Below are 6,604 nucleotides of genomic sequence, written 5' to 3' on the forward strand. Positions count from 1 at the left end.
TTGCATTTATAGCATGTAGGGCCAGCGCTGCGAACGGGTTAGCAGCGCATTGGCGGCATCGTCGTTGCGGAAGCGCTCATTTACCGGGTCCCAGTACAGTTTGCGCTGCAGCTTCATGGCGGCATGGTTCAGCAGGCAAACAGTACAGGCGCGGTGGCCTACTTCTATAGGTGTTATGGGCGCCTGGCGGGTAGCTATGCACTCCAGCCAGTTGCCGTGGTGGTCTTTTGTTTCATACAGGTGTACGCCATCCGCCGGTATAACGGTATTGAGTATACGGGGGTCACTGGCGTCCAGCGCTTTGTTGTTCCCGCTCTTTGCTACGGGGTCGCTGGCAGTAGCAGTATAGTTGCCGCGGGTTACGAATATCCAGCCGTCTGTTCCCTCAAACTTCACCCCGTTGGGGTATTCATTGCTGGCCAGCACTTTTACGCCATTGGCAAACAGGGTTTCCGACTTAAAAGGCCCGTGCACATCCCATAACGTGCCGGCAGGCGGAAATTCAGCGGTGGCGGTTATTTCCACGGGACCGGTGTATTCCGTATCAAGGCCCCAGTTCACAATATCAAAATGGTGGGCGCCCCACCCGGTGATCATGCCGGCGCCAAACTGCTCGCAGCGCAGCCATCCGGGCCGGGAGAAATCCGCCTGGGGGTGCACCCGCTTTTCGGTGTAGGCAACATAAGGCGTTTCGCCCAGCCAGTTATCGTATAACAGGTTGGCAGGTATGGGCATCTCCTTTTCCACCGTGCTTTCTTTAGGATCATCAATGGGCAGGCCTACATATACGGTGTGCACTTTACCGATAGCGCCGTTGCGCACCAGCTCACAGGCCTTTTTAAACTGCGGCATGGACCGCTGCTGGCTGCCTACCTGTAAAATACGGCCGCTGCGGTGCACTTCGTTGCTAAGCACACGCCCTTCGGCAATGGTGAGGGAGGCGGGCTTTTGCATATACACGTCTTTACCGGCGCGTACGGCGTGTATGGCCGGCAGCACATGCCAGTGATCCGGGGTGCTGATGAGCACTGCATCAATATCCTTATTGTTCAGCAGCTCGCGGTAATCGTCGTACGCTGTTACACCATTATAGGGTTTGCCCGCTTTTTTGCTGTAATAGTCGTTTACCAGCTTTTGAGCCGCGCTCACGCGGTTGCGGTCCAGGTCACAAACCGCTATAATGCGGGCCTGGTCATATTTCCATACGCCGGGCATATCATGGCCCCGCGATATGCGCCCATTGCCGATGGCGCCAATATTAATACGGTTACTGGGGGCATTTTTACCCAATACGTGCGCGGGTACAATAGCAGGGAAGTTAACGAGCGCCAGGGCGCCTGCGCTTTTAAGCGTGTTTTTAAGAAAGTTTCTACGCGTGGAATGTGCTTTCATGGGTTACCGTTTAGGATTTTTCATACGTGGTTTTAAATTGGCAGCGCGGAAAAAATACAACATTTACAGGAGGGGTGCAAGGAATATACAGGGATGGCAAACAGGTATACAAGCCTGCGGCAGGCGCCGCGGCGTTAGCATAGTCAAAAAAAGAGGTGAACGGCAGTGTACAGGGGGAGGCTAAACGGAATGACCACGCGGTTATACTTCCATCAGGTAAAACGGGCATTTATACCCTTCCCGCTGCAGCACCGGTTTAGACACGTTGAATACTTTTACGCCGCCCGGCGCCTCACCGGCCAGGGTGCCCATATGTGCGTGCCCGTGAAACGCCGCTACCACATTGCGCCGGCTTAAAGGCTCTGCCAGGCGCGATGAGCCCAGGAAGGGGAATATCTGCTCCGGCTCTCCCACCACGGTGGCTTTAATGGGCGCATAGTGCATAACCGCTATTTTCTTCACATCGCCATGCTCCTGGTCAAGACGGGCCAGGGCACGGTCCAGGTGCAGGGTTTCATCTACTGTTTCCTGTACAAAGGCTTTCATGGCGCTTTCACCGAACATAGACAGCATGTGGTTATCGAACCCGCCGCCAAAGCCCTTGATGCCGGCAAAACCTACATTGGCTATTACCACGGCCTCCCCGTCCAGCATGTGCATATGCTGGTGCTGCAGCATGGTTTGCCGGATAAGCTTATGGCGGCCCTTTTCGTGATCATGATTGCCTAGCACGCCTACCACGGGTATGGTGCAGGCTTTCAGCTCCTCTACCAGCACCGCGGCTTCGGCTTCATCGCCGGTATCTGTAAGATCGCCGCACAGCAGCAGCACGTCGGCCTGCTGTGATACTTCCTGGAAAAAGGGCATCCAGCTGCCTTTATCCGCTTCGCGCACATGAATGTCGCCAACTGCCGCTATCCGTGTTTTTCCGTTTGCTGCCATGCTATACAGTTTTTATGGTGTACGATTTATAATCCCAATCCTTTACATCCACCTGGTACTGGGTTTGGTCTATCATTGGCCCGCGGCATACTTTTTCCACCGCAGCAGGCAGCTCATACTGTTCCTGCGTACGGCGTATGAGGTCATCCAGTAGCCATTTGGGAATAATATCCTGATAGTCTGCGGGGTATACAAACTGGAAAATGAGCAATTGCGCCAGCAGCAGGTGCCAGTGCTGGTCCAGGCGGTCCAGCAGGCGTTGCCAGTTCAACTCTTTCCCGTACCGGAGCAGGATGTGGTTAATATCCGCGCCATCGAACCGCTCCCGGTTCTGAACATATATCTTGCAATAGATCAGCTCTTCCGGCGGCAACAGCCGTACTTTTACCTCTACAAACTCCACTTCCGGCGCATACTCGAACCAGCTCTCCTCTACATGAAATATGTTGCTTACAGAAGCAAAGATGATGTCTATGAAAAATTCATCGCTGAACACTTTTGCCAGCCATCGTACGTCTGTCAGCTCCGTGCGGTAACCTTTGGCAGCAAAAAGCTTGAGAATGGAAGGGTAGTCTTTGGGAGAACAAAAGATGTCCAGGTCTTTGGTATCACGGTAAATGCCGGTGTAATGAAACATGGCAAATGCGCCGCCCAGCATAAAGGGCACGCCGCTCTCCTGCAAATGCAGCAAGGCCTGTTTATAAAATACGTGCGAGGTATTGTTCCGGTGCTCTTTGGGTATCATACAACGAGCATATCCCAACAATCATTCCACCACAAACGTACTCTGCTGTAACCCAGGGGTTTAATCTTCCCAACGGCTCCACTCCCTGGATTGAAGGTTAATACGGGTAATAGCAACTGCTGCAAGTACGCAGGCAGCAGCAATGATGGAGAGTATTACGGCAATCATAGCATAAATGATTTGCAAACAATCGCCGTAAAGATGCAAAAATTACGGAAAAAAATCACTCGACCCTTAAACTCTTTACAGGGTTGGCCAGGGCCGCCCTTATTGCTTTATAGCCTACTGCCAACCAGGCAACCAGCACCGAGCCGGTAATGGCCAGCACGAAAATGCCCCATCCCATGCTGGTATGGTAATAAAAGCCGGCCAGCCAATGATGCATAAAATAATAGGCCAATGGCGCCGCTATTAAAAATGCAATGCTTATCAGCAGGGAAAATTCCCGCGAGAACAGGTACACGATGTTTTGCACAGAAGCGCCCAGCACTTTGCGGATGCCTACCTTTGTTTTTTGCACCACCATAAAAGACACCAGCCCGTATAATCCCAGGCATGAAATGAATATGGCCAGGATGGCTGCTATTTTGAAGAGCTGCGCCGTCATTTTTTCGGCGCGGTAAAAATCCCCGATCCTGTGATCAAAGAAAGTGCAATCATAAATATAGGTAGGATATATGGCTGTAAATACCTGTTGCACCTGCCGCAGGGTTTTATCCATACCGGCAGGATGCAGGCGCAGGGCCAGCGTACCATAGCTGCTGTCCGATGAAAGGGTCATGGGAGCAATAGCATCACGCAGGGAATTGTTGTTAAAATCGCGCATCACACCTACTACCGGGCAGGCATGTACGTTATCAAACGAAAGCGTTTTCCCCAGCATATCTGCTGCTGATTGTAAGCCTAACTTTTTAACAAGCGTTTCATTTACCAGCAGCTCACGCGCCGTATCGCCGGCATAAGGTAAACGGCCGGCTACCAGGCTAATACGGAAGGTGTTCAGGTAACCTGTATCTGCAAACAGCCGCTTCACGCTATAGGGCTGCCGGTCTGGTTCATGATTGAAATAAAAATCACTGTAATAGCCGGAAAGGCTGGAAGGCTCTGAAGAACAAAAGCTGGTGCCTGCTACGCCAGGTAAATCGGACAACCGGGCTTTGAGATAAGGATATTTAACCTGTAAGGAGCTGTCGCTGGGAAGGTCCAGCAACACAACAGCTTCTTTCTGAAAGCCGAGTGACTGGCTTCTGAAAAACTGCATCTGTTTTATTACTACCAGGGTGCCAATGATCAGCAATTGTGCTATCATAAACTGGAATACCACCAGCCCCCTGCGTAAAGAAAGGCCGCCTGCCTTTACATTGCTGATCTTACTTTTAATGGCCGCTATGGGATTCATGCCCGAAAGCACCATAGCAGGATAAAAACCGGCCAGCAGGGTAACTACAATGCCTGTTCCTATTAAAAAAAACAGGATGGAAGGATAACGCAGGAAATTTAACGCCAGTGTTTTTTGCATGATCGGCTCCAGGTACGGCACGGCCAGATAAGCCAGCACCACGCCAGCTAAAAGCGACAGGAAAGTAATAACGGCTGTTTCGCCCAGGAACTGGCCTAATAGCTGAAAGCGGAAGCTGCCCAGCACCTTGCGCACGCCTATTTCCTTTGCCCGCAGCACGGATTGCGCCGTGGCCAGGTTTACAAAGTTAATGCAGGCTACCAGCAGCAGGAACACGCCAATGAGCGCCAGGGCCCACAGCTCGGTGGGTGACAAACCGCCCGGGGTAAATGTTTCATAACGCTTATCCAGGTGCATGCCTTTTAGCGGTTGAAAGCTAAGCGCAGTGGTGTTGGTGGTCCGCACCTCGTCTTCCCGGTAATGCTCCTTTACAAAAGCTGGCAGCCGCGCCTGCAAACGCTGTATATCACCATGCTGCGACAGCAGCACAAAACATTCCCTGACGGAGAGCGACTGCCAGTCATCCTGCCGCAGGCCAAGATCCCGGTAGTCAAGCGCCTGTACTGTAGCATAAGAAGCGCCCATACGCACCGGTATGTCAGTATTTTCCGGCAAATCTTTAAATACGCCGGTAATGCGCAGCGGCGTACGGTATGACCACATTTGTATGGTTTTCCCTATAGCATTGCCGGCGCTTCCGAAATAAACTTTAGCCAGGCTTTCCGTAAGCACCGCGGTATAGGGCTCCTGCAGACCGGCAGCATTACCCGCCAGCCATTTAAAATCGAATATTTCAAACAGGGACGGCTCTGCAAAATAAAGTCCCTTTTTTTCCCTGAACCGCTTTTCATCTGCCAGGGTTTTGCCGGGCACATATATTTGTGCGCCGCCAATATCTGATATAACACCTACTTTTTCCAGTGCAGGAAAATCACGGCGCAATGTTTTTGCCAGTGGTTCAGGCACCATGCTATGCCTCCACACCACTTCTCCGTTGCTGCGGCTAACAGCAGCAGTAACCACCCGGTAAATGCGGTTACGTTTGCTTTGATAGTCGTCGTAGCTCATTTCATGGCGAATAACCAGGAATATCAGCAAGGCAGCTGCAATGCCCGTTGCCAGGCCCATAATATTGAGCAGGGAAAAGGATTTTTTTCTCCAGAGGGCGCGAAGTGACGGCTTGATGAAGTTAATGAGCATAACAACGGGTATTGACGCGGATGCACAAAAAGTATGTCAGAAACGCAGTTGATTAATTATCAGCATTATATACACGGTATATAAAGCGGGCAATGTCCGATAGGGAACAGGGCCCGTCCGTTAACGGACAGCAGCAAGGGTCAGCGGATAATATAATCGTTGATGATCTTCTGGAAAACGTGCACGAACAGCACGGCTACATATGGCAGTATAAAATTTTCCTTAGTGTGCTTTACGATCAGCACATCTGCCCACAGGTCGTATTCAAACAGGTAATCCTGCAGCCGCCCCACATAGCGGGAAGCGTCTATTTTTTCCAGGCCCAGGGACTGCACCAGGTAAGGTTCTGAAAGGGGTACGGGCACCGCCTCCAGGTATTCTTCTCCATTAAGCCGGGTGGTAAGAATGCGATTATGTTCGTCTGTTGCAGTAAGCAGGTCATAGGAAAAAATAACGTCTTTACCTTTTACGCGGATCAGTGACCCGGGGCTTATTTCTGATAAAGCTAACACAGGATCGTTGCAATTTTTTGCAATATAACCAATATCGGGGAAGGGTTAAAGCTAATCCAGCACAAAACGGTAGCCTACTCCTTTAATGGTAAGTATCTGCAGGCTTTCGTCTTCTTTCAGGCGCACGCGCAGGCGGGTGATATACACATCCAGGTTGCGGCTGTTAAAAAAGGAGTCGTGGCCCCAAAGCAGGTCCAGTATATCTTTTCGGTTAATGATGCTGTTGCGGTTTTCATACAGGAGGCGCAGCAGCTCGCTTTCGCGGTGCGAAAGCCTTTGTTCTTCCAACCCGTTGGAGAGCACCTGGCGGTTGGCGTAAAAACGGAACTTACCCAGCTTCACAGGGCCGGCAGC

At 51.4% G+C, this 6,604-nt stretch carries 6 protein-coding genes; all 6 read right to left on the bottom strand.

The annotated features are described in order from the left end of the window. Positions 1 to 6: 6 nt before the first annotated feature. On the bottom strand, positions 7 to 1,392 hold the full coding sequence (locus VFS25_RS00835) for a Gfo/Idh/MocA family oxidoreductase (RefSeq protein ID WP_326460211.1): 1,386 nt from the start codon (positions 1,390 to 1,392) through the stop codon (positions 7 to 9). Positions 1,393 to 1,593: 201 nt separating this feature from the next. Beyond that, positions 1,594 to 2,334, bottom strand: coding sequence for a metallophosphoesterase family protein (locus VFS25_RS00840; protein ID WP_326460212.1), 741 nt, complete (start codon positions 2,332 to 2,334; stop codon positions 1,594 to 1,596). A gap of 1 nt (position 2,335) precedes the next feature. Continuing rightward, positions 2,336 to 3,079 (bottom strand): nucleotidyltransferase, encoded by a 744-nt coding sequence (locus VFS25_RS00845; protein WP_326460213.1) that lies wholly within the window; start codon positions 3,077 to 3,079, stop codon positions 2,336 to 2,338. A 223-nt stretch (positions 3,080 to 3,302) separates the two neighbouring features. Next, positions 3,303 to 5,738 (bottom strand): ABC transporter permease, encoded by a 2,436-nt coding sequence (locus tag VFS25_RS00850; protein ID WP_326460214.1) that lies wholly within the window; start codon positions 5,736 to 5,738, stop codon positions 3,303 to 3,305. A 140-nt stretch (positions 5,739 to 5,878) separates the two neighbouring features. Further along, positions 5,879 to 6,250, bottom strand: a complete 372-nt coding sequence (locus VFS25_RS00855; protein WP_326460215.1) for a hypothetical protein — start codon at positions 6,248 to 6,250, stop codon at positions 5,879 to 5,881. Between the two features lie 51 nt (positions 6,251 to 6,301). After that, positions 6,302 to 6,604 (bottom strand): winged helix-turn-helix domain-containing protein (locus VFS25_RS00860; RefSeq protein ID WP_326460216.1); only part of this gene is annotated, 303 nt, incomplete at its 5' end.

Origin of the sequence: Chitinophaga sp. (genome assembly GCF_035761305.1) — a bacterium.
In the GTDB taxonomy this organism is placed as follows: Bacteria; Bacteroidota; Bacteroidia; order Chitinophagales; family Chitinophagaceae; genus Chitinophaga.

What these genes read in the sequence shown, in the direction of transcription:
- VFS25_RS00835 (WP_326460211.1), bottom strand. Translation starts at nt 1,392, where the DNA reads ATGAAAGCACATTCCACGCGTAGAAACTTTCTTAAAAACACGCTTAAA.
- VFS25_RS00840 (WP_326460212.1), bottom strand. Translation starts at nt 2,334, where the DNA reads ATGGCAGCAAACGGAAAAACACGGATAGCGGCAGTTGGCGACATTCAT.
- VFS25_RS00845 (WP_326460213.1), bottom strand. Translation starts at nt 3,079, where the DNA reads ATGATACCCAAAGAGCACCGGAACAATACCTCGCACGTATTTTATAAA.
- VFS25_RS00850 (WP_326460214.1), bottom strand. Translation starts at nt 5,738, where the DNA reads ATGCTCATTAACTTCATCAAGCCGTCACTTCGCGCCCTCTGGAGAAAA.